At 44.2% G+C, this 22,354-nt stretch carries 19 protein-coding genes, 1 tRNA gene, 3 rRNA genes and 1 riboswitch; of the genes, 7 read left to right on the forward strand and 16 right to left on the reverse strand.

The window, feature by feature from the left end; all coding sequences use genetic code 11:
- Positions 1-13: 13 nt before the first annotated feature.
- The 10 genes from rsmB to DQN58_RS01240 all read right to left on the reverse strand — a co-directional run bounded on the left by rsmB (position 14) and on the right by DQN58_RS01240 (position 11,023).
- A complete protein-coding gene (rsmB, locus tag DQN58_RS01195; RefSeq protein WP_006719515.1) occupies positions 14-1,375 on the reverse strand; it encodes a 16S rRNA (cytosine(967)-C(5))-methyltransferase RsmB in 1,362 nt (453 codons plus the stop codon).
- Positions 1,375-2,331, reverse strand: a complete 957-nt coding sequence (fmt, locus tag DQN58_RS01200; RefSeq protein WP_006719517.1) for a methionyl-tRNA formyltransferase — start codon at positions 2,329-2,331, stop codon at positions 1,375-1,377. Before fmt ends, rsmB begins: the two co-directional genes overlap by 1 nt.
- A 66-nt stretch (positions 2,332-2,397) precedes the next feature.
- Positions 2,398-2,910, reverse strand: a complete 513-nt coding sequence (def, locus tag DQN58_RS01205; RefSeq protein ID WP_006719518.1) for a peptide deformylase — start codon at positions 2,908-2,910, stop codon at positions 2,398-2,400.
- 112 nt (positions 2,911-3,022) lie between these two features.
- Positions 3,023-3,138, reverse strand: a 5S ribosomal RNA gene (gene rrf / locus DQN58_RS01210).
- Positions 3,139-3,284: 146 nt separating this feature from the next.
- A 23S ribosomal RNA gene (locus tag DQN58_RS01215) occupies positions 3,285-6,181 on the reverse strand.
- A gap of 200 nt (positions 6,182-6,381) precedes the next feature.
- Positions 6,382-6,457: transfer RNA gene (locus DQN58_RS01220), tRNA-Glu, on the reverse strand.
- Positions 6,458-6,557: 100 nt separating this feature from the next.
- Positions 6,558-8,097 (reverse strand): 16S ribosomal RNA (locus DQN58_RS01225).
- Together the 16S, 23S and 5S rRNA genes with 1 tRNA gene alongside form the textbook arrangement of a ribosomal RNA operon.
- A gap of 326 nt (positions 8,098-8,423) precedes the next feature.
- On the reverse strand, positions 8,424-8,936 hold the full coding sequence (hemG, locus tag DQN58_RS01230; protein ID WP_006719519.1) for a menaquinone-dependent protoporphyrinogen IX dehydrogenase: 513 nt from the start codon (positions 8,934-8,936) through the stop codon (positions 8,424-8,426).
- On the reverse strand, positions 8,936-10,399 hold the full coding sequence (locus DQN58_RS01235) for a TrkH family potassium uptake protein (RefSeq protein ID WP_032998005.1): 1,464 nt from the start codon (positions 10,397-10,399) through the stop codon (positions 8,936-8,938). Before DQN58_RS01235 ends, hemG begins: the two co-directional genes overlap by 1 nt.
- Positions 10,400-10,411: 12 nt before the next feature.
- Positions 10,412-11,023, reverse strand: coding sequence for a YigZ family protein (locus DQN58_RS01240; protein ID WP_006719521.1), 612 nt, complete (start codon positions 11,021-11,023; stop codon positions 10,412-10,414).
- An 86-nt stretch (positions 11,024-11,109) separates the two neighbouring features.
- Here DQN58_RS01240 and tusA point away from each other — a divergent pair, with 86 nt between their 5' ends.
- Positions 11,110-11,349, forward strand: coding sequence for a sulfurtransferase TusA (tusA, locus tag DQN58_RS01245; protein WP_006719522.1), 240 nt, complete (start codon positions 11,110-11,112; stop codon positions 11,347-11,349).
- 69 nt (positions 11,350-11,418) lie between these two features.
- Here the strand turns inward: tusA and ribB are convergent, their stop codons facing one another.
- Complete coding sequence (gene ribB / locus DQN58_RS01250; RefSeq protein ID WP_006719524.1) at positions 11,419-12,063, reverse strand: 3,4-dihydroxy-2-butanone-4-phosphate synthase; 645 nt, start codon at positions 12,061-12,063, stop codon at positions 11,419-11,421.
- A 108-nt stretch (positions 12,064-12,171) separates the two neighbouring features.
- Positions 12,172-12,319: riboswitch (FMN riboswitch) on the reverse strand.
- 235 nt (positions 12,320-12,554) lie between these two features.
- Here ribB and nadR point away from each other — a divergent pair.
- The 3 genes from nadR to DQN58_RS01265 all read left to right on the forward strand — a co-directional run bounded on the left by nadR (position 12,555) and on the right by DQN58_RS01265 (position 15,860).
- Positions 12,555-13,826 carry a multifunctional transcriptional regulator/nicotinamide-nucleotide adenylyltransferase/ribosylnicotinamide kinase NadR gene (gene nadR, locus DQN58_RS01255; protein WP_006719525.1) on the forward strand — a complete coding sequence of 424 codons (1,272 nt, stop codon included), beginning with the start codon at positions 12,555-12,557 and terminating at the stop codon, positions 13,824-13,826.
- Positions 13,827-13,838: 12 nt separating this feature from the next.
- Entirely contained in the window at positions 13,839-14,525 is a 687-nt protein-coding gene (locus tag DQN58_RS01260; protein ID WP_006719527.1) for a metallophosphoesterase family protein, read from the forward strand.
- Between the two features lie 111 nt (positions 14,526-14,636).
- Positions 14,637-15,860: an aromatic amino acid transporter gene (locus tag DQN58_RS01265; RefSeq protein ID WP_006719531.1), complete on the forward strand. Its 1,224-nt coding sequence runs from the start codon at positions 14,637-14,639 to the stop codon at positions 15,858-15,860.
- A 64-nt stretch (positions 15,861-15,924) separates the two neighbouring features.
- On the opposite strand, the gene DQN58_RS01270 is transcribed toward DQN58_RS01265, so the two are convergent.
- Together DQN58_RS01270 and DQN58_RS01275 are read right to left on the reverse strand one after the other, a co-directional pair.
- Positions 15,925-16,332, reverse strand: a complete 408-nt coding sequence (locus DQN58_RS01270; protein ID WP_006719532.1) for a MerR family transcriptional regulator — start codon at positions 16,330-16,332, stop codon at positions 15,925-15,927.
- A 39-nt stretch (positions 16,333-16,371) separates the two neighbouring features.
- Entirely contained in the window at positions 16,372-16,683 is a 312-nt protein-coding gene (locus tag DQN58_RS01275) for a DciA family protein (RefSeq protein WP_006719533.1), read from the reverse strand.
- A 91-nt stretch (positions 16,684-16,774) separates the two neighbouring features.
- Between DQN58_RS01275 and secM the strand changes: the two genes are divergently transcribed.
- The 3 genes from secM to mutT all read left to right on the forward strand — a co-directional run bounded on the left by secM (position 16,775) and on the right by mutT (position 20,362).
- Positions 16,775-17,092, forward strand: a complete 318-nt coding sequence (gene secM / locus DQN58_RS01280; RefSeq protein ID WP_006719534.1) for a secA translation cis-regulator SecM — start codon at positions 16,775-16,777, stop codon at positions 17,090-17,092.
- A 77-nt stretch (positions 17,093-17,169) separates the two neighbouring features.
- The gene (gene secA, locus DQN58_RS01285) at positions 17,170-19,878 is read left to right on the forward strand and encodes a preprotein translocase subunit SecA (RefSeq protein ID WP_006719535.1); all 2,709 of its coding nucleotides are present in this window, start codon (positions 17,170-17,172) and stop codon (positions 19,876-19,878) included.
- An 85-nt stretch (positions 19,879-19,963) separates the two neighbouring features.
- Complete coding sequence (gene mutT, locus DQN58_RS01290; protein ID WP_032998008.1) at positions 19,964-20,362, forward strand: 8-oxo-dGTP diphosphatase MutT; 399 nt, start codon at positions 19,964-19,966, stop codon at positions 20,360-20,362.
- 60 nt (positions 20,363-20,422) lie between these two features.
- Here the strand turns inward: mutT and DQN58_RS01295 are convergent, their stop codons facing one another.
- The 3 genes from DQN58_RS01295 to DQN58_RS01305 all read right to left on the reverse strand — a co-directional run bounded on the left by DQN58_RS01295 (position 20,423) and on the right by DQN58_RS01305 (position 22,327).
- Positions 20,423-20,683, reverse strand: coding sequence for a DUF5339 domain-containing protein (locus DQN58_RS01295; RefSeq protein WP_032998009.1), 261 nt, complete (start codon positions 20,681-20,683; stop codon positions 20,423-20,425).
- Positions 20,684-20,783: 100 nt separating this feature from the next.
- Complete coding sequence (gene holA / locus DQN58_RS01300; protein ID WP_006719538.1) at positions 20,784-21,824, reverse strand: DNA polymerase III subunit delta; 1,041 nt, start codon at positions 21,822-21,824, stop codon at positions 20,784-20,786.
- Entirely contained in the window at positions 21,824-22,327 is a 504-nt protein-coding gene (locus DQN58_RS01305) for an LPS-assembly lipoprotein LptE (protein WP_006719539.1), read from the reverse strand. The genes holA and DQN58_RS01305 overlap by 1 nt, the downstream gene beginning before the upstream one ends.
- Positions 22,328-22,354 lie beyond the last annotated feature (27 nt).

Genomic DNA, 22,354 nt, shown 5'->3' on the forward strand with positions numbered 1-22,354 from the left:
TCCATGGCTAACGTTAACCCTGACGTTTCACCAATTTCGCGTAATAAAAACCATCGCCACCGTCAATTTGTGGAATAAACTGAAAACCAACCGCACTTTGATTACGCTCAAGTACATCAGGCGGTAAATCCAACGGGAGCAATTGCGCATCAGGCGTATTTTGCAAAAAGCGCTCAATCTGCTGACTATTTTCTTCTGCAAGCACAGAACAGGTTGCATACAACAATACCCCATTCGGTTTCAAATAATGCCACAATGCATCCAAAATCTGCCCTTGCAAAGCGACTAACTGCTTGATATCAGCCTCTTTACGTAACCATTTAATATCCGGATGACGGCGAATTACCCCGGTGGCGGAACAAGGTGCATCTAATAAAATGCGGTCAAAACGCACCGCACTTTTGCCCAATTTGTCTAGCCATGCTTGTGGATTCGCCGCATCACCGCACACGACTGTCGCCTGCTGTTGCATCCGTGCTAAATTTTCTTTCACGCGCTGCAAACGGTTTTCTTCCACATCCAACGCCATCACATCAGCCTGCGGCGCCAGTTCTAAAATATGGGTGGTTTTGCCGCCCGGTGCCGCACAGGCATCTAAAATAACCTCATGATTTTGTGGCTGTAATAATAACGCCGCCCATTGTGCATGAAGATCTTGAACTGTCACACCACCTTCGGCAAACAACGGTAAATTTTGCACGGCGGTCGGCTGAGTTAAACCCAGCGCCTGCGGATGAGACGTTACCTGTGTTTCCGTCTGCTGCGCTGCTAATAAAGTGCGGTAAGTTTCCAAGCTGTTTTTTTGCGTATTCACCCGTAACCACATGGGTGGCTTTTGATTATTGGCGTCAATGATCTCGCGCCAGTTCGGATAACTCTTCTTCAGTTTATTCACAAACCAATCAGGATGCAGCGTTTGCCAATGTTTATCCACAATCGCAAGAATATCATCTTGTTCACGCAAAAATCGACGCAGCACCCCATTCACCAAACCACGAAAACTGTCGGATTTTAAAGATTTCGTTGCATTCACGACTTCATCTACCGCAGCATGCGCAGGGATTCGCATATAAAGCAGCTGATATAAACCGACCAATAGCAAACAATGCACAATGCGCGTTTTGCCTTTAAGTGGTTTATCCACAAGGCGTTTGATAATTTGTTCCAAACGAGGCAGTACGCGACATATGCCGAAACAAATTTCTTGCAACAAAGGTAAATCTTGCGCTTTCACCGAAGATTGCGCTTCCGGTATCAACGTAGACAAGGATTTCCCTTCATCCAATACTTGCAAAATCACTTTCGCCGCCATTGCACGCGTAGAAAGTGCGGTTGTTTTTGGCGGTATTTTTTTAGATGAGTATTGTTTTTCCATTAGGCCAGCACCTTACCCACTTGGAACCAATCGGCACGACCGTTTAATAGATCCTGTGCCGACATGGGTTTCTTACCCGCCGGTTGTAATTGCAATAAATTCAGTACGCCATCCGCTGTCGCGATTTGGATACCCTGTTTATCAGCCGCTAAAATCGTCCCCGGTGTTTTATTCACATGGGGCAACACGGTTGCTTGATACACTTTCAGCGTTTGCGGATTATTCTGTCCATCCATTAATTCCAAATAAGCCATTGGCCAAGGATTAAATGCGCGAATGTTGCGTTCCAACTGCGCAGCCGATAGCTGCCAATTTAACTTGGCTTCTTCTTTGGAAAGTTTGTCAGCATAATTACTTTGGGTGTCATCTTGTTTTTCCGCGGTGAATTTACCGGTTCCTAAATTATCCAATACATCAATTAACGCCGACGGCGCAAACTCTGCCAGTTTGTTATAAAGGCTTGTGGACGTTTCTGTCGGCAAAATATCACAATACACTTTGTGCAACATATCGCCTGTGTCCAACCCGGCATCCATCTGCATAATCGTGACACCGGTCCGTGTATCACCTGCCCAAATTGATCGTTGAATCGGTGCGGCACCACGCCAACGCGGCAACAAAGAACCGTGCACATTTAAGCAACCATAGGTTGGTGCATCCAAAACGGCTTGAGGCAAAATCAAACCGTAAGCCACTACGACCATGACATCTGCATACAACGCACACAATTCTGATTGTGCTTCAGGCTTCCGCAAGGATTTCGGTTGATAGACAGGAATCTGATGTTGCTCGGCTAACTGTTTCACAGGGCTGGCTTGCAATTTTTTACCACGCCCGGCAGGTTTATCCGGCTGGGTGTAAACGGCAATAACGTTATGGGAAGAATTGAGTAAAGCTTGTAAATGCTGTGCAGCAAAGTCCGGCGTGCCGGCAAAGATAATATTGAGTGGTTTCATAATGTTCTACGTCATAGATAAATAAAAGTGCGGCTAAAAATTACCGCACTTCTGGAGGATTCACAATTATTTTTGCTTTTCCATTTGTTTTTTCACTTTCATCAGCTTCTCTTTGATGCGTTGACGTTTCAACGGAGAAAGATAATCTACAAAAAGAATACCGTTAAGATGATCAATTTCATGCTGAATACAAATAGCCAGTAAACCATCGGCTTTTAAGGTAAATTCTTTACCATCACGATCGAGGGCTTTTACTGTCACTTTCTCTTTGCGAGGCACTAAAGCGCGAAATCCCGGAATAGATAAACACCCTTCTTCAATGCCCGTCTCACCTTCGGCATCCAAAATTTCAGGGTTAATCAATACCAATTGATTTTGTTTATCACCTTCAATGTCGATAGTGATAATACGCTGTAAAATATCGACCTGAGGTGCGGCTAAACCAATGCCTTCTTCTTGATACATAGTGTCAAACATATCATCAATAATTTTGCGGGTATCATCATTTACGTTCAACACAGGATCGCAAACAACTTTCAGATGTTCTTCTGGATAAATAAGTACATTTAAAGCAGTCATAATTTCTCTTAGAATTTAAAATAAGTGCGTTATTGTAGCCTTTTTCTCATAAAATTCCTATGCTGTAAAAAGCAAAAACCCCCGATGCTCTCACATCAGGGGTTCATATCAGGCTTGGCGGTGACCTACTCTCACATGGGGATACCCCACACTACCATCGGCATTACGGCGTTTCACTTCTGAGTTCGGTATGGAGTCAGGTGGGCCCACCGCACTATCGCCGCCAATATTCTTTATGATTTCTCTCTTATCTTATTCACGTCTTCTTAATCTAAAAACAAGCCTTCTCTCAACTCTCTCTTTGCGTCTTTCTCTTAACTGCTACTCTACTTCGCTCCATGCTCCAGGTCTCCCCAAAAACACTTGAGCGTTGTATGGCTAAGCCTCTCGGGCAATTAGTATGCGTTAGCTCAATGTATCACTACACTTACACACCGCACCTATCTACGTCTTAGTCTTAAACAACCCTTACTGTCTTAAAGACAGGGAGAACTCATCTCTTGGCAAGTTTCGTGCTTAGATGCTTTCAGCACTTATCTCTTCCGCATGTAGCTACCCAGCAATGCCTCTGGCGAGACAACTGGAACACCAGTGATGCGTCCACTCCGGTCCTCTCGTACTAGGAGCAGCCCCAATCAATTCTCCAACGCCCACGGCAGATAGGGACCGAACTGTCTCACGACGTTCTAAACCCAGCTCGCGTACCACTTTAAATGGCGAACAGCCATACCCTTGGGACCTACTTCAGCCCCAGGATGTGATGAGCCGACATCGAGGTGCCAAACACCGCCGTCGATATGAACTCTTGGGCGGTATCAGCCTGTTATCCCCGGAGTACCTTTTATCCGTTGAGCGATGGCCCTTCCATGCAGAACCACCGGATCACTATGACCTACTTTCGTACCTGCTCGACTTGTCTGTCTCGCAGTTAAGCTTGCTTATACCATTGCACTAACCTCACGATGTCCGACCGTGATTAGCAAACCTTCGTGCTCCTCCGTTACTCTTTGGGAGGAGACCGCCCCAGTCAAACTACCCACCAGACACTGTCCGAGACCGCGTTTCGCAATCTTCGTTAGAACATCAAACGTTAAAGGGTGGTATTTCAAGGACGACTCCATAATCACTGGCGTGACTACTTCAAAGTCTCCCACCTATCCTACACATCAAAATTCAATGTTCAGTGTCAAGCTATAGTAAAGGTTCACGGGGTCTTTCCGTCTAGCCGCGGGTACACCGCATCTTCACGGCGATTTCAATTTCACTGAGTCTCGGGTGGAGACAGCCTGGCCATCATTATGCCATTCGTGCAGGTCGGAACTTACCCGACAAGGAATTTCGCTACCTTAGGACCGTTATAGTTACGGCCGCCGTTTACTGGGGCTTCGATCAGGAGCTTCTCTTTCGATTACACCATCAATTAACCTTCCAGCACCGGGCAGGCATCACACCCTATACGTCCACTTTCGTGTTTGCAGAGTGCTGTGTTTTTAATAAACAGTTGCAGCCAGCTGGTATCTTCGACCGGTTCAACCTTCGCCCGCAAGGGACTACAATCTACGCCGGCGCACCTTCTCCCGAAGTTACGGTGCTATTTTGCCTAGTTCCTTCACCCGAGTTCTCTCAAGCGCCTGAGTATTCTCTACCTGACCACCTGTGTCGGTTTTCAGTACGGTTTAGATAAACCTGAAGCTTAGTGGCTTTTCCTGGAAGTGTGGTATCAGTTACTTCAGCTCCGTAGAGCCTCGTCATCATCTCTCAGTGTTAAGGAAGTCCGGATTTGCCTAAACTTCCCACCTACAAACTTAAACGTGCATATCCAACAGCACGCTAACCTAACCTGCTCCGTCCCCACATCGCAGTTTATCCAAGTACGGGAATATTAACCCGTTTCCCATCGACTACGCTTTTCAGCCTCGCCTTAGGGGCCGACTCACCCTGCCCCGATTAACGTTGGACAGGAACCCTTGGTCTTCCGGCGAACGGGTTTTTCACCCGTTTTATCGTTACTTATGTCAGCATTCGCACTTGTGATACGTCAAGCCCACCTCTCGATGAACCTTCATCCGCTTACACAACGCTCCCCTACCCAACAGACTTACGTCTGATGCCGCAGCTTCGGTGCTATATTTGAGCCCCGTTACATCTTCCGCGCAGGCCGACTCGACTAGTGAGCTATTACGCTTTCTTTAAATGATGGCTGCTTCTAAGCCAACATCCTAGCTGTCTAAGCCTTCCCACTTCGTTTCCCACTTAATATAGACTTTGGGACCTTAGCTGGCGGTCTGGGTTGTTTCCCTCTCCACGACGGACGTTAGCACCCGCCGTGTGTCTCCTGAGTATCACTCTTCGGTATTCGTAGTTTGCATCGGGTTGGTAAGCCGGGATGGCCCCCTAGCCGAAACAGTGCTCTACCCCCGAAGGTGTCCGCTCAAGGCTCTACCTAAATAGATTTCGGGGAGAACCAGCTATCTCCCGGTTTGATTGGCCTTTCACCCCCAGCCACAAGTCATCCGCTAATTTTTCAACATTAGTCGGTTCGGTCCTCCAGTTAGTGTTACCCAACCTTCAACCTGCCCATGGCTAGATCACCGGGTTTCGGGTCTATACCTTGCAACTATTCGCCCAGTTAAGACTCGGTTTCCCTTCGGCTCCCCTATTCGGTTAACCTCGCTACAAAATATAAGTCGCTGACCCATTATACAAAAGGTACGCAGTCACCCTTGCGGGCTCCCACTGCTTGTACGTACAAGGTTTCAGGTTCTATTTCACTCCCCTCACCGGGGTTCTTTTCGCCTTTCCTTCACAGTACTGGTTCACTATCGGTCAATCAGGAGTATTTAGCCTTGGAGGATGGTCCCCCCATCTTCAAACAGGATATCACGTGTCCCGCCCTACTTGTCGTTAGCTCAGTACCACAAAAGTATTTTCGAGTACGGGATTATCACCCTCTACGATTTGGCTTCCCAGCCAATTCCTCTAATACTTCCGCTATCACTAACAGGCTCCTTCGCTTTCGCTCGCCGCTACTCACAAAATCTCGGTTGATTTCTTTTCCTCGGGGTACTTAGATGTTTCAGTTCTCCCGGTTCGCCTCATTATCCTATGGATTCAGATAATGATAGTGGGTTCTTCACCCACTGGGTTTCCCCATTCGGACATCTTGGATTAAACGCCTCTTATCGACTCATCCAAGCTTTTCGCAGATTAGCACGTCCTTCTTCGCCTCTGATTGCCAAGGCATCCACCTTGTACGCTTTGTCACTTAACCATACAACCTCAAGTATTCTTACCTTATTATTTAAATAACATTAAACAATAAGCCTCAAACACTTCAACTACGATTAATAACAGTTAATTAAGAGTAATCGCCTTTTATCAATCACTCTCACTCAGACTTTCTTGAAAGTCTCGTTTTCAGCTTGTTTCCAGATTTTTAAAGAACAGTAAAGATGAAAAATCATCTTTAAATGGCGTCCCCACGGGGATTCGAACCCCGGTTACCGCCGTGAAAGGGCGATGTCCTAGGCCTCTAGACGATGGGGACAGCATATAAAGATGCTCTCTTCTCTTTAGTATTTTGTTCTTTCCTTGTCTACAACCATCAAACAAACTGTGTGAACACTTAAAGTCGATTCTATCTTTGGTAAGGAGGTGATCCAACCGCAGGTTCCCCTACGGTTACCTTGTTACGACTTCACCCCAGTCATGAATCATACCGTGGTAAACGCCCTCCCGAAGGTTAAGCTATCTACTTCTGGTACAACCCACTCCCATGGTGTGACGGGCGGTGTGTACAAGGCCCGGGAACGTATTCACCGCGACATTCTGATTCGCGATTACTAGCGATTCCGACTTCATGGAGTCGAGTTGCAGACTCCAATCCGGACTTAGACGTACTTTGTGAGATTCACTCCACCTCGCGGCTTCGTCGCCCTCTGTATACGCCATTGTAGCACGTGTGTAGCCCTACTCGTAAGGGCCATGATGACTTGACGTCATCCCCACCTTCCTCCGGTTTATCACCGGCAGTCTCCTTTGAGTTCCCGACCGAATCGCTGGCAACAAAGGATAAGGGTTGCGCTCGTTGCGGGACTTAACCCAACATTTCACAACACGAGCTGACGACAGCCATGCAGCACCTGTCTCATGGTTCCCGAAGGCACTCTCATATCTCTACAAGATTCCATGGATGTCAAGAGTAGGTAAGGTTCTTCGCGTTGCATCGAATTAAACCACATGCTCCACCGCTTGTGCGGGCCCCCGTCAATTCATTTGAGTTTTAACCTTGCGGCCGTACTCCCCAGGCGGTCGATTTATCACGTTAGCTTCGGGCACCAAGCTCAAGGCCCAATCCCCAAATCGACAGCGTTTACAGCGTGGACTACCAGGGTATCTAATCCTGTTTGCTCCCCACGCTTTCGCACATGAGCGTCAGTACATTCCCAAGGGGCTGCCTTCGCCTTCGGTATTCCTCCACATCTCTACGCATTTCACCGCTACACGTGGAATTCTACCCCTCCCTAAAGTACTCTAGCTACCCAGTCTGAAATGCAATTCCCAGGTTAAGCCCGGGGATTTCACACCTCACTTAAATAGCCGCCTGCGTGCCCTTTACGCCCAGTTATTCCGATTAACGCTCGCACCCTCCGTATTACCGCGGCTGCTGGCACGGAGTTAGCCGGTGCTTCTTCTGTGATTAACGTCAATCGTGATGCCTATTAAACATCACGCCTTCCTCGTCACCGAAAGAACTTTACAACCCGAAGGCCTTCTTCATTCACGCGGCATGGCTGCGTCAGGGTTGCCCCCATTGCGCAATATTCCCCACTGCTGCCTCCCGTAGGAGTCCGGGCCGTGTCTCAGTCCCGGTGTGGCTGGTCATCCTCTCAGACCAGCTAGAGATCGTCGGCTTGGTAGGCCATTACCCCACCAACTACCTAATCCCACTTGGGCTCATCCTATGGCATGCGGCCTTGCGGTCCCGCACTTTCGTCTCTCGACTCTACGCGGTATTAGCGACAGTTTCCCGTCGTTATCCCCCTCCATAAGCCAGATTCCCAAGCATTACTCACCCGTCCGCCACTCGTCAGCAAGAAAGCAAGCTCTCTCCTGTTACCGTTCGACTTGCATGTGTTAAGCCTGCCGCCAGCGTTCAATCTGAGCCATGATCAAACTCTTCAGTTCAAAAAGTTTAATCGCTCAATACTGCTGACTTAATTAATCATCTATATAAATAAACGAATTTTCGTAGCACTATTCAGTTCAATTTTAAAATTCTTAATAATAAAAACGAATCTTCAAGTGCCCACACAGTTTGTCTGATTGATTGTTAAAGAACATTTGCATAAGCAAGGTTGCGGATTATAAGTAAAGTTTCCATTTATCGTCAAGAAAAAATTTATTTATTTTTTCTCCCTTGCGGTGCGGAGCGGTATTATAGGGTTCAAGATAAATGGATCAAGTAAATTTTTGCATTTTCTTATCGATAGATTAGAAAAGATACAATTCGCTTATTTTAGCTGCAAAAACGCCTCAGAAAATGACCGCACTTTTTGCCAGTCCGTATATTCGATCTCTTTCGTTGGATCTGTTTCGCCTCCCGTAATTCGCATAATGAACTGAATCATAATACGATCAAAGAAATTGTAGCGTGGATAAAATAGCGCACCGGCAAATACAGCTGACATTGTCGGTTTCCAGGTGATACGCTGTAAAAATTTACGCACATAAATATTCGTCTCTGGTGTCGACTTTTCGGGTTTTCGTGCAGTCAAATTGACCCCGAAGAAGGCTGTAGTTTTTTGGTTCAAAAGTGCGGTGTGTTTTTCCAACGTTTTATAAAGCGCTTTATTAAAATGCCCATAACGGATCGAGGCTCCGATAATAATGCGATCATAATTAGCCAACTCATACATATCGGTAATTGACTTCACATCAACATTTTCGTGAATAATTCCTGCAATGTAGTTGGCTATTTTTTTAGTTTGTCCATCACGAGTGGAATATAAGATAAGTGTTTTCATTAGGATTTCCAAAATGCCGGTGTAAATAAGACTAACAGTGAGAAAATTTCCAAGCGCCCACAAACCATAGTTAAAGTGAGGATCCATTTGGCGCTATCGGGAATACTGACGAAATTGCTACTCACCGAACCAAGACCCGGTCCGAGGTTATTTAAACAGGCAATAACCGCGTTAAACGCATCGAACGTTTCAACGCCACAACTGATAACCCCCAGTAAGCACGCCACAAAAACCAGTAAATAGGCAGAAAAGAACGCCCAAATACTTTGTATCACTCGTTCATCAAGGACTCGTTTGCCCAGTTTGATGGGGTACACTAAATTCGGGTGAATTAAGCGTTTAAGTTCACGTTTTCCTTGTAGCGAAAGAACCAAGATTCGTATGACCTTTAAACCACCACCTGTAGAGCCTGCACATCCGCCAATAAAAGAAGCAAATAAAAGTAGAATAGGCAAAAATAATGGCCATTGGTCAAAGCTAGATGTGGTGTAACCTGCTGTCGTTGAAATCGATACGGATTGGAAGGCAGCTTGCTCGAGATTCTTGAAAGTCCCATCAAAATGATGATTGGTTAATAACATAAAAAAGCAGATCGTCACCAAAGCGATCTGAATAAACATAAAGAAACGAAATTCCGGATCGCGAAAATAACTCACAAAAATATTCCGTTTACCAAGATTAGAAAACGCATTGAAGTGCAGCGCATAGTTACAAGCAGAAATCAGTAAAAAAGCAACGGTAATAAGGTTGACGGCCGGACTATTAAAATACGCCATACTGCTATCATGTGTCGAAAAACCACCGATAGAAACGGTAGAGAAGCTGTGGGTAATCGCATCAAAAGGTGACATGCCCGCGAGCCAGTAGGCAAAGGCACAAAGTAGAGTTAAAGAAGCATAAATAAGCCACAAAGTTTTAGCTGTTTCGGCAATACGTGGACGCATTTTGTTTTCTTTAAGCGGCCCTGAAATTTCCGCCCGATAAAGAGACATACCACCGATGCCTAATAAAGGAATGATCGCCACCGCTAATACAATGATCCCCATTCCACCAAGCCATTGTAATAACTGGCGATAGAACAAAATCGCTTTCGGCAGATTATCTAACCCAACAATATTTGTTGCGCCGGTGGTTGTTAAACCGGAAAAAGCTTCAAAAAAGGCGGAAGATACCGTTAAATCCGGATTATCAGAGAGAATAAAAGGAATGGCACCGAGGCTTCCCATAACAACCCAAAAAGCCACAACAATTAAAAAACCTTCCCGCGAACGCAATTCTTCCTTATGTTCATGACAGGCCCACCAAAGAATCGCACCGGCAATCGCACTCATCACAAAGGATTGAATAAAGGCTTTACCGCCGCCGTCACCGTATAATAACGCAACAAATGCAGGCAATAACATAGTGCAGGAAAAGCACATCACTAAAATTCCGACGATGCGTAAAATGGATAAAAAATGCACTAAAAATCTCTCTTATTCTATTTTTACTAAACCTAACTGCCCTGCGAATCGTTCCGTTAATGCTTGCTGAAAAAATGCGAATTTATCGGGGCGAATCGCCAAACGTAACCTAACCTGAGCCTGAAAATCTTGTTCCAAAATCAACACCGCATGGTGCTCACATAACGCCTGCAGTCCGCTAATCTGTGGATAATCGCACCGCACTTCATAATGTGCATAGTTCACTTTCATGTCAGTTTCCAACAATTTTAATGCTTGTTGAACCCCACTACTATAAGCGCGAACCAATCCGCCGGTGCCCAACAAAATACCGCCATAATAACGCACCGTCACCGCACTGATTTCACCCAATCCACTCCCTTGCAACGCGGCTAACATCGGTTTTCCGGCAGTACCGCTCGGTTCGCCATCATCAGAAAATCCAAATTGTTGAGAATCATTCGGACTACCGGCAACAGCTGCCCAACACCAATGACGCGCACTTGGATGCAATGCCTTAATTTCCGTCCAGAACGCTTTTGCTTGCTCTAAACCTTCCGTATGTTGCAAATAAGTAATAAAACGGCTTTTTTTAATTTCTTCGGAAAAATCTACCGCACTTTTGGGAATTCGGTATTCAATCATACGTTTGATGCGCTTAAGGAATTTTGCTGATTTTGTATCATACTTTCTGTATTATATCCCGTAATTTTTCCTAATAAACAACAAAGATGGATAATATCAAAATCACCCAAACACTTGATACGATTGGCTTACGTTGCCCGGAACCGGTCATGTTGATACGCAAACATATTCGCCATTTACAAGAAGGCGACGTACTGCTAATGCTTGCTGATGATCCGGCAACGACTCGGGATATTCCTAGTTTCTGCCAATTTATGGATCATACTTTGCTACATAGTGAAACCGATCAAATGCCTTATCGCTATTGGGTGAAAAAAGGAAAATAACCCAAAACAAAAGTGCGGTTGATTTTAAAAACATTTCTAAAACCCACCGCACTTTCCATCAAAGATTCATCACAAATTTTGTTGTAATTTATACTCAACTAAATCTTCAATTGTCACCACTGCGTAGCCAAACTTTTTCGCAAATTCAACAATCTGTGGTGCTCTTGCCATAGTGCCGTCATCATTCGTGATTTCACAAATCACCCCGGCAGGTTTAAAGCCGGCAAGACGAGCTAATTCAACTGACGCTTCTGTATGCCCGCGACGTTCTAGCAGACCACCATTTGCCGCACGTAATGGAAACACATGACCCGGACGGTGTAAATCTGCCGGTTTTGCGCCATCGGCAATCGCTGTTTTAATCGTTGTCACGCGATCTGCTGCCGAAACACCGGTGGACACGCCTTTCGCCGCTTCAATCGTCACCGTAAACGCCGTCTTATTCACGCTGGTGTTATCAGACACCATCGGTGGCAAGGCTAATTGTTGGCACAATTCATCCGTGATACATAAACACACAATACCGCTACCATAACGAATTAACATCGTCATTTGTTCGGGAGTAATGGTTTCTGCCGGGAAAATCAGATCGCCTTCATTTTCACGATCTTCATCATCAAGAACAAGCACGCCATGACCTTGTTTAAAGGTATTGATCGCGTTAATAACACGTTCTTCTGCAGTGCCGAATTGGGATAATAATGACTGATTCATAGTAAATTCCTTCGTTAAAACTTGAGATACCAGAACCAGGGCTGATGAGGGAGTGCTGCCAATACAAATTGCATATAACAACAAGAGCGACCTAATAAATTAAGTCACTAAAATTCTCTTTCATCCAGACTTTAACTGTCGGCTTTGGAATTACACCAAATCTGCTGACTTTGCCTATAAAGGCAAACGCTCGTGGGCTTTATGTCTAAACATATTTACCACCGGTAGGGAATTTCGCCCTGCCCTGAGAATGCGGGCACAGTATAGCGCAAAGCAAATGAAGAAAAAATGTTTTTATTTAGAGCTGATTTGCATACAATAGCGCAAATCATTCACCAAATTGAGGCATCTATGCTAGATTCCTCAAAAATAGTGCATGTTATACAACATATTCCTGTATTAACGCATCTTCATCATTAAACTACTTGCGTAAAAACACGATAACTCTCGACCGCACTTTTGCCCATGCTTTCTTTCATAAGGAGATGAGTATGTCCGCTTTTTATTATTTACAAGAAAAACGTAAACAACTGAACCTCAAGGTCAATGATATTTGCCAACGCGCCAATATCACCCGCGCTTATTTCAATCAGTTAGTGAGCGGAAAAATTAAAAACCCAAGCGCACACAAGCTTAGTGCGATTCATCGTGCACTACAAATTACCGAGCCGAATCATAAAAAAGTCGGTGTTATTTTCGGTAAGTTTTATCCCGTGCATACTGGTCATATTAATATGATTTATGAAGCGTTCAGTAAAGTTGATGAAGTACATGTGATTGTGTGTAGCGACACCGAACGCGATTTGAAACTCTTTTACGACAGCAAAATGAAACGTATGCCAACAGTGCAAGATCGCTTGCGTTGGATGCAACAAATTTTTAAGTATCAAAAGAACCAGATTTTCATTCATCATTTAATTGAAGACGGTTTACCAAGCTATCCAAATGGTTGGCCGGCTTGGGCTGAACGCGTCAAAGACTTATTTAAAGAGAAAGGATTTGAACCGAGTGTTGTATTCAGTAGTGAAATTCAAGACAAAGCACCTTATGAAAAGTATTTAAACCTCGAGGTTTCTTTAGTGGATCCTCAACGAGAATTCTTTAATATTTCCGCTACAAAAATTCGTAATAAACCCTTCCATTATTGGAAATTCATTCCGAAAGAAGTACGCCCATTCTTCTCTAAAACCATTGCAATTTTGGGCGGCGAAAGCAGCGGGAAAAGCGTATTGGTGAGCAAACTGGCCACCGTATTTAACACCACGTCTGCGTGGGAATATGGTCGCGAATTCGTCTTTGAACAACTGGGCGGTGACGAACAAGCGATGCAATATTCCGACTATCCACAAATGGCCTTAGGGCATCAACGCTACATTGACTATGCTGTGCGTCATGCGCATAAAGTGGCGATTATTGATACAGACTTTATTACAACACAGGCATTTTGTATTCAGTATGAAGGTAAAGCGCATCCATTTTTGGATTCCATGATTAAAGAATACCCTTTTGACGTGACTATTTTACTTAACAATAATACCCAATGGGTGGACGATGGTTTACGCAGTTTAGGCAGCCAAAAACAACGACAACGTTTTCAACATTTACTCAAAAAATTGTTAGATAAATACAAAGTGCCTTACATTGAAATTGAATCACCGAGTTATTTAGACCGTTACAATCAAGTGAAAGCCATCGTTGAAAAGATACTTAACGAAGAAGAACTCCCTGAACTCAATAGCGAGCATGGGCATTCCATTTTTTAAATTAGAGAGACTATGATTTTATTTGCAGGCGATCCCCATGGCAGTTTTGACCACCTTTATCCGTTCATCAAAGAACATAAGGATGTGGCATTGGTCATTCTTGGCGATTTACAACTCACCACCCCGGAACCGTTGGAGAAACTGGCGCAATATGCGGATCTTTGGTTTATTCACGGCAACCATGACAGTAAAACCGTTGCTGCCTTTGAATCCCTTTGGGGAACAGAATGGCATACGCGCAGCCTACATGGTCGGGTACAAGAAATTCAAGGGAAACGCATCGCAGGACTTGGCGGCGTGTTTCGTGGGCAAATCTGGATGCCACCAAACAAACCGCTTTTCTTTGACCCAATTCATTATTGCCAATATTGTCCACAAGAAAAAATCTGGCGCGGCGGTGTGCCGTTACGTCACCGCACCTCGATTTTCCCTTCAGATATTGAAGTGTTAGAGCAACAACAAGCCGACATATTGATTTGTCATGAAGCACCAAAACCGCATCCATCAGGTTTTGCCATCATCAATCAACTGGCTGAAAAAATGGGCGTCACACAAATTTATCACGGCCATCACCACGAAAATTTTCAATATACAACACCGGCACAACAAGGTTATCAAATTATCAACGTAGGATTTCGCAGCTTATGTGATATACAAGGAAACTACCTTCATATCGGCGTTGATGACCGAAATTTATAATTTTGGCAAAAATCCCCCAAAATCTGACCGCACTTTGCATAAAAGCTATTTATTTATAGGTCGTATAGGGTTATTTTATGTTACCTACTCGTTTACTTTTTAGGATTTTTTATGTTGTTAAAAAATAAAACCTTAGGCAGTGCCTTAATTATCGCAGGAACCTCTATTGGCGCCGGCATGTTAGCCATGCCATTAACCTCTGCCGGCATTGGCTTCGGCTTTACTGCCGCCTTGTTGTTCGGGCTTTGGTTACTTCTCGCTTACAGCGGATTGTTGTTTGTAGAAGTGTATCAAACCGCACAACGTAAAGATGACGGTGTCGCCACCTTAGCAGAAAAATACTTCGGCATGCCAGGGCGCGTCATTTCTACGGTCTCTTTGTTTGTTCTCCTTTACGCCTTATCGGCTGCCTATATGACCGGCGGTGGTTCATTATTAGCTAACGTGTTACCGGCAGATTTATTCGGTTCAAATGACAACACGCTAAAAATCTCGATTCTTGCTTTCACTGTGCTTCTTGGTGCCTTCGTGGTTATTGGTACTAGCGGCGTTGATGGCATTACCCGTTTACTCTTTTCCGGTAAAATCATCATCTTCATTCTTGTATTAGCCATGATGTTGCCACGCATCAGCCTTGAAAACCTCATGGAAAAACCATTGGATTATGCATTGATTTTATCCGCCGCCCCGATTTTCTTTACCTCTTTCGGTTTCCACGTGGTCATGGGCAGCATCAATAGCTACTTAGATGGCGATGTAAAACGTTTTAAAAACGCCATTATTATCGGCACATCCATTCCATTAGTTGCCTACTTATTATGGCAGCTCGCGACTCACGGCATTTTAAGCCAACGTGAATTTGTTGCCGTGTTAAAAGACAACCCAACGCTCACCGGCTTAATCAACGCCACTAAAGCCCTTACCGGCAGTTTGAGTAATGTATTAAGCGTCTTTTACTCTCTTGCCTTAATCACCTCTTTCTTGGGCGTGGCATTAGGTTTATTTGAAGGACTCAACGATTTATTCAAACGTGCCAAAATGCCGGCAAACAGAATCAGCTTAACCATCACCACCTTTATTCCGCCGTTGCTGTTCGCCCTGTTCTATCCAAATGGGTTCTTGGCAGCTCTAGGTTATGCCGGTTTATTGTGTGCTTTCTACTGTCTCATTTTACCTATCGGATTAGCATGGCGCACAAGAAAACACTATAAAAATTTACCTTATCGTGTTGCCGGTGGAAACATCACGTTGGTCGTTGCTTTGCTTATTGGAATTTTAATTATTGTCATCCCATTCCTAATTCAAGCAGGCCTCCTACCGCAAGTTATCGGCTAAAAAACAAATAAAAAAAGCACCGCACTTAGTGAAAAAGTGCGGTGCTTTTTTATGGCGTTTCAAATTATTTTATCGGTCTGAACTTCGCATGGCTACGCTGTAAGATCTGCAGTAAATTCTGCTGTTCCGACTCGCCACATTGCTGTTTTAATTGCAACAAATTCATGCGTAAATGCTGTAATCGGTGAATATGCTTAGCGATGTCTTGAATATGTCGATCGAGTAATTGATTAATTTCTGTTTTTTGTTGTTCCGATGCAGTGCCCAAACTCAAGAGCAATTTGATTTCTTCCAGGGACATGTCCAAAGAACGGCAGTAACAAATAAATGACAAGCGCTGCACATGTTCGTCCGTGTATAAACGGAAACCACCCGCAGAACGCAACGGGCGTGGCATGATGCCTTTTTGTTCATAAAATCGAATGGCATCCACACTACAACCAACCGCTTTGGCTAACTTCCCTATTTTCATCTCATCTCCGTAAAAACGCCTGAAAAAGACACCGCACTTTTATGACTCAGGAAGAAATTCTGGGTTAATGTAAAAAATTAACTCGGTAATTTCCGGCAAATGCTGCTGAATAACGCCCAATAATGCCTGTTGGCGAAACAAAAAACTTTGGCGAACCATGGCATTGGCCACCTCAATACGCAAACTCTGTTGTTCAATATTGGCAATACGATACAACCCGGCAAATTCCACGGGAAAGAACGCTTTCATTTGCTGATTTAGTTCATTCAGTCGAACGCCTTTTTGCATCATTTTCGCCAATGGCGAATCTTGCAATAAGGTGTGAATATTGATCGGTTTTTGATAACGCATTGCCTTGTTTTCCGCTTCTCCGCCCTAATATTTATGACATTGTAGCGAAATTCCGCTACAATACCGACAATTTTTTGATAGTGAAATCCTTATGATTATTTCCAACAAAAGCAAACACAATTTTTGGTCGCGACTGCTCCTCGGCATGCTGGCGATTTTTGTTTTGCCCGCTACGCAGGAACTGAATTATCCCGCCGCTGTTGGTAATGAAAACTATCAAAATACGCAACAGCAAAATGCGCCTCAAATTTTAACAGCGGTGTCTTTATTACAACAAACCCGCCAGCAACAATTTCAACCGCAACATGCCTTACCGGCAGTTGAAATTCTCTCCCAAAACGAACCGCACTTTTCGCGTTCACCGTTTATTCCTCATGCACCAATTCGTGCAGGGCCGGTATTCATTTAACCTCGATTGTCTTATTTATTCCGTCGTTTAATGTCATTAAACGATTTCATTTATCTGTTTTTAAAAAAGAAAGAATTATGCTTAGAACTATTGCAACTAAAATTTTTGGCAGCCGTAATGATCGTGTTTTACGTCGCCTCAATAAAATCGTCGTTAAAATTAATAAACTTGAACCGGAATACGAAGCGCTAAGCGATGAACAACTCAAAGCCAAAACAGCGGAATTCCGTGACCGTTTAGCACAAGGCGCAACCTTGGAAAGTTTAATGCCGGAAGCATTCGCGACCGTGCGTGAAGCCAGTAAACGTGTGCTTGGCATGCGTCATTTCGACGTGCAACTTATCGGCGGTATGGTGCTTAACAGCCGCTGTATCGCGGAAATGCGTACCGGTGAAGGGAAAACCTTAACCGCGACGTTGCCATGCTATTTGAACGCGTTACCGGGCAAAGCCGTGCATGTGGTTACCGTGAATGACTATCTTGCCCGCCGAGATGCGGAAACCAACCGTCCATTATTCGAATTTTTAGGCCTGACTGTCGGCGTAAACGTGCCGGGCATGTCACCGGAAGAAAAACGCGCAGCATACGCAGCGGACATTACTTATGCCACCAACAGTGAGCTAGGCTTTGACTATTTGCGTGACAACTTGGCACACGCCCCACAAGAGCGTTTTCAAAAAGATCTCTACTATGCTTTAGTGGATGAGGTGGACTCCATCTTAATTGACGAAGCGCGTACGCCGTTAATCATTTCCGGTCAGGCAGAAGACAGCTCCGAACTGTATATTGCTATCGACAAGTTGATTCCTGTCTTAATTAAACAAGACAAGGAAGATACCGAAGAATATCAAGGTACCGGCGATTACACGTTGGATTTAAAAACCAAACAAGCTTATTTGACCGAACGTGGGCAAGAAAAATGCGAACAATGGTTAATTGAACATGGGTTCATGAAAGACACCGAATCCCTTTATTCACCGTCTAAAATTTCTTTGTTACACCATGTGATGGCGGCATTGCGCGCTCATACCTTATTTGAACGTGATGTGGATTACATTGTAAAAGATGGCGAGATTGTTATCGTAGATGAACACACCGGTCGTACGATGGCAGGTCGTCGTTGGTCGGACGGCTTACACCAAGCCATCGAAGCCAAAGAAGGGGTTCGCATTCAAAGCGAAAACCAAACTGTCGCCTCTATCACTTACCAAAACTACTTCCGTTTATACGAGAAATTAGCGGGAATGACCGGTACGGCGGATACGGAAGCCTTTGAATTCCAAAAAATTTATGGCTTAGAAACCGTGGTCATTCCGACCAATCGTCCGATGATCCGTGACGATCGCACTGATGTGATGTTTGAAACAGAAGAATACAAATTCAACGCCATTATTGAGGACATCAAAGATTGTGTGGCCCGTAACCAACCGGTGTTAGTGGGAACAATCTCTATTGAAAAATCCGAATTACTCTCTAATGCGTTGAATAAAGCTGGCATTAAACATAATGTGTTGAACGCCAAGTTCCACGCACAAGAAGCGGAAATCGTCGCTAATGCAGGGTATCCGGGAGCCGTCACTATCGCCACCAACATGGCGGGTCGTGGTACCGATATCGTGTTGGGAGGTAACTGGAAAGCGGAAGTGGATAAACTAGAAAATCCAACGCCGGAACAAATTGAGGCAATCAAAGCCGCATGGCAAGAACGCCATAACATTGTAAAACAAGCCGGTGGCCTACACATTATCGGTACTGAACGCCACGAATCCCGTCGCATCGACAACCAGTTGCGCGGTCGTTCCGGTCGTCAAGGGGACCCGGGTTCTTCCCGTTTCTATTTATCCTTGGACGATGCGTTAATGCGTATTTACCTCAATGAAGGCAAACTTAACATGATGCGCAAAGCCTTCAGCCAACCTGGCGAGGCCATGGAATCCAAGCTGTTGGCAAAAGTCATTGCCTCCGCACAAGCTAAAGTGGAAGCACACAACTTCGATGGGCGTAAAAACTTACTTGAATTTGATGATGTGGCAAATGACCAACGCCATGCGATTTATGAACAACGCAATGAATTGTTAGAAAATGACGATATTTCTGAAACCATCGATGTGATTCGTCAGGACGTATTCAACAGCGTTATCGATCAATACATTCCGCCACAATCACTTGAAGAACAATGGGATGTGCCGGCATTGGAACAACGTTTAAAACAAGATTTCGCGCTGGATTTACCTATCACCAAATGGCTGGATGAAGACAATCATCTGCATGAAGAAACCTTGCGTGAGCGTATTATTCAAGCGGCTACTGATGAATATAAACGCAAAGAAGAATTGGCCGGTGCACAAACCATGCGCAATTTTGAAAAAGGCGTAATGTTGCAAACCCTAGATGAACTTTGGAAAGAACATTTATCTGCGATGGATCACCTACGCCGTGGTATTCATTTACGAGGTTATGCACAAAAAGATCCGAAACAAGAGTACAAAAAAGAGTCTTTCCAAATGTTTACCGAAATGTTGGATGCCTTGAAATTAAGCGTGGTCACCACCTTAAGTCGCGTTCAAGTTCGCACACAAGAGGAAATGGAAGAAGCAGAACGTTTACGTCAAGAATTGGCGCAACGTGAGGCGGCAGCAATGCAGTATCACAATGAAGAATCACAGGATGAACAAGGCGCTCAAAATGCGGTAGAAGAACACCATAAAATCGGGCGTAATGAACCTTGTCCATGTGGTTCCGGTAAAAAATACAAACATTGCCACGGCAGTCGTGCCAGACATTAATTGGAAATAAATAAAAGTGCGGTTAGAAAAACAATTAAATTTTTAACCGCACTTTTTTCATGAATATTCAGTGAAGGATAAAAAAATGAGGAAGCCGCTTGTACAGGTTGCAGCTGGGATTATTCGAAACGAATTCGGTCAAATTTATTTAACCCAACGCTTAGAAGGACAAGACTTTGCTCAGTCCCTAGAGTTTCCTGGCGGTAAAGTTGATAAAGGGGAAACACCGGAACAGGCATTAAAACGGGAACTAGAAGAAGAAATCGGTATTGTGGTACTCAATGCACAGCTGTTTGAGCGTTTTGAATTTGAATACCCAACCAAAGTAATTTCTTTCTTTTTTTATCTGGTAGAAGAATGGGTTGGCGAGCCTTTTGGGCGTGAGGGACAAGAAGGTTTCTGGTTGGCACAAAACGAACTGGATGCCGGCCAATTCCCTCCGGCAAATGCCAAACTCATTCAACGTTTATTAGCCGAATCTTAACTCTCACCCATAAAAAAGACCCAACATATGTCGGGTCTTTGAAAAAAACAAAAAGCTGGATTATTTGCCCATTGCCGCTTTAACTTGTTTTAATTGTTCAGTTGCTTGGGAGCAAGCTTGCTCTTGTGCAGCTTCTGGCAAAGCAGATAATTGTTGTTTGCTTGCGTCATATTGTTGTTTCAACATCGCTTGTTGTGCTGCAGGTGCTGCACTCACAAAAGAATCGATTTCAGCAAAATATGCTTCGCAGCTTTTAGATAAGCCAGCAGATGCGGACATTGCAAAACCGGATAATAATACTGCAACTAATAGTTTTTTCATTTTTTTCTCCATAATGGTTTGAAAATATCGCCTCAAGTCAGGCGACAGCCTATTATACGAATTTTAGCGATAAAAGAGAAACAATAATAACCATTAGGCATTATGAGGTAGCACAAAACTCAATGGACAACACTTCCAGTTGCTGCCAAATATCATCATTAAATTCTTGTTTTGCGCTACGCTCAACTTCCGCAAGCTGTTGACAGAAAAGATAAAGTTTACGGTAAGTTAAACGTTGGACGGCTTGCGTAAACAACGCCCGGCGGTTCTGCCATACTTTTAAACGATCAAAGTGTTCACGCAGCTGAGAAGTAGGTAATAACGAATCAAGCGATGGCCGTTGCCCAGTTTTGCTAAGTTCCAATAATGTCATTAAATCCCGCTGCAACGTGCGTAATAAAACAATCGGCTGAACATCTTCCTCTTTTAAACCATTTAAAATCCGGCAAGCGCGACTTGCTTTCCCTGCCAGCATGGCATCCACCCATTGAAACGGCGTAAATACCGAGGACTGCTCCACCACGCTATTAACACGAGCAAACGTCAATTTATGATCAGGATACAATAAATCCAGTAATTGCAGCGTTTGTTTGAGTGCTAAGAGATTATTTTCATAACTATAACAAAGCAACTGTACCGCTTCCTGCTCAATACTTAACCCCAACGATTTTGCCCGATTAACCACCCAGCGAGGCAGTTGTTCCGCATTTGGTGTTTGGCAATTAATGACGATAGCTTGCGGTTCATATTGGTTAGCCGCTACGAACCATGCTTGTTTTTCCATAGTTTTGGTCAACTTAGCAAAACGAAACACCGGCAACACATCAGGCGTCAGTAAAGAGATAAACTCTGATAGTTTGTTTTGTAAAAGTGCGGTCAAATTTTCAGGTAAATCTAATACGATAATCTGCTTATTGAAAAATAAGCCCATAGATTGCACCTGCTCGAACAAGTCATTCCAATCGGTGGAGGCATTAATTTCCAACTGGATTTTTTCATCAAATAGCGCTTTCATTGCCGCTTGTTGAATAGCATCCAGGCTTTCTTCAATTAATAACGGATCTTCCCCCACTAAAAAATAGAGCGCAGCTAATTTGCGCTCTAACGAAGGGATAAGTTGCTCAGGAAATAAACGGTTCATTATTTCGGTTGGATTTGATGTTGCAAGGCAACCATTTTATTCATTAACTGACGAGCCGCTTGCTCACGCATGTCTTGCCAAATCACCTCTTTTTCCGAAGATTTCGCCAAGGCTGCTCGAGAATAATCAAAGAACGTACGATTCACTTTAGTCGAAATTGAGAAAGCCTCTTTATTTGGCAATTTCACACTAGCTTCCACATCTAAAACTAAGAGTTTTTCTGCTTCACGACCTTGCTTAAAAATAGAAACCACATGCTCAGATGTCGTTGTCTTATTCAAACGTAAAACCGGCACACCCGCCTTAGCTTCCACCAAATTAACGTTATTCAACTGTAATTGACGACGCATCGACACCGCCATATCACTATAAGGATCGCTACTTTCCAAGTGTAAGGTTTGCAATTCTTGCGGAATCAATTCACCGTTTTGGAAATGAAATCCGCAAGCGGATAAAGCCAAAACACTGGCGGTAAGCAGTAAGGATTTGAGCTGTTTAAACATAAAAATCACCTTAAAAATCGACCGCAC

The organism is Aggregatibacter segnis ATCC 33393 (assembly GCF_900476035.1).
GTDB lineage: Bacteria > Pseudomonadota > Gammaproteobacteria > Enterobacterales > Pasteurellaceae > Aggregatibacter > Aggregatibacter segnis.